1 protein-coding gene is annotated in these 1,685 nt (G+C 62.8%); it reads left to right on the plus strand.

Annotation, left to right across the window (positions count from 1 at the left end; translation table 11 throughout):
* The first annotated feature begins 139 nt into the window (after positions 1 to 139).
* The gene (locus GPL81_RS30445; RefSeq protein WP_160109794.1) at positions 140 to 1,669 is read left to right on the plus strand and encodes an efflux transporter outer membrane subunit; all 1,530 of its coding nucleotides are present in this window, start codon (positions 140 to 142) and stop codon (positions 1,667 to 1,669) included.
* Positions 1,670 to 1,685 lie beyond the last annotated feature (16 nt).

Below are 1,685 nucleotides of genomic sequence, written 5' to 3' on the forward strand. Positions count from 1 at the left end.
CAGCAGCCATCACCTGAAAAACGGATATACCCCCAATCCAATCCCAATACGCGTCTACAACCCCCAACCTAAAGTGAACAGCACCACCCACCATCCAGCCGTCTATGCTGCTGTGATATTCCCTGGTCGGAAACGCACGATGCGTCCAGATCTGAACCGGTTTCTGTTGTGTGCGGCGCTTGCCCTCGGCGGCTGCGTACGGCTGGGACCGGACTTCCAGTCGCCCGCCGAACCCTGGGTCGATCAATGGAATACACCGAACCTCGATCACGCCAGCCAACGAGCGCTGCAACCGGACATACGCCAGTGGTGGGAGATTTTTGCCGATCCGACCCTGGACCAGTTGATCGCTGAAGCCGACGCCAATAATTCCAGCCTCAAGATTGTCGGCCTGCGGGTCATGGAAGCACGCGCGCAATTGGGCATCGCCGAAAGCGGCCGTTACCCGCAACTGCAGCAGATCAGTGCCGACAGTGTGTATGTCCACCGTGATCAATCCGGCGGACGCAATCCGGTAGACAGCCGTTTCTGGCAGCACAGCGCCGGCTTCGATGTGGGTTGGGAACTGGATTTCTGGGGCCGTTTCAGCCGTGCCATCGAGGCCTCCGATGCCAGCTATTTCGCTGCCGAGGCCAACTATGACGACGCCCTGGTCCTGCTTCGTGCGCAGGTGGCCGACAGCTACTTTGCCCTGCGCACCACCCAGGCCCGACTGCGGGTGGCCGAGGAAAACGCCCGCCAGCAGCAACGCAATTACGAGATCACCGAAAAGCTGTTCAAGAGCGGCCAGACCGCCGAACTCGACCTGCAACAAGCCAAGACCCAATACCTCGGTACCCTGAGCAGCATCCCCGTCCTGCAGGATCAGCTGGGGCGTTTTCGCAATGCCCTGGCGGTGCTGATCGGCCAGCCGCCGGGTGAGCTGCCGCTGGTGGTCGAGAACAACGGATTGATCCCGCTGGTGGACCGCGCCGTGCTGCAGGATGTCCCGGCCCAACTGCTGCTGCGTCGTCCCGACGTGCGCGCCGCCGAGCTGAATGTCGCCGCGCAGTCGGCACTGGTGGGCGTCGCCGAAACCGATTTCTACCCGTCGCTGAGCCTGCTCGGCAGCATTGTCTGGTCCACCGATACCTTAAGCGGCAGCTCCCGCAGCCTCGACCTGATCGGCGGCCCGAGCCTGCGCTGGAATGTGTTCGATTACGGTCGCATCAGCAACAACGTGCGGGTGCAGGATGCGCGCTTGCAACAGCTGATCGAGGCCTATCGCGACAAGGTGCGCCAGGCCGCGCGCGAGGCGGACGATGCCGCCAACGGCCTGATCCAGGCCTTGCAGCGCGAGCGCATTCTGCGTGAGGCCGAAGGTGCGGCGAAACGCTCGCTGGAGCTGGCCAACGCACTGTATCGCGAGGGTTATTCGGACTTTCAGCGAGTGCTGGATGCCCAACGCGCCCTGCTCGATACCCAGGACAGCTACCTGGTCAGCCGCAATGACGCCGTGAGTAACGTGATTGCTCTATACAAGTCCCTTGGCGGTGGCTGGTACAGCGCCCAGGCCAAAGTCGACCCGGCCACGCGCCAGCAAATGGAACAACGCACCGACTGGGACAACCTGCTGTCCGAGCCCCAACCCGCCGCCTCCTATCCCAACCCGGTAAGCCACCATGACTGACGCCGCGCCTCCCTCC

The organism is Pseudomonas izuensis, assembly GCF_009861505.1.
Lineage (GTDB): Bacteria > Pseudomonadota > Gammaproteobacteria > Pseudomonadales > Pseudomonadaceae > Aquipseudomonas > Aquipseudomonas izuensis.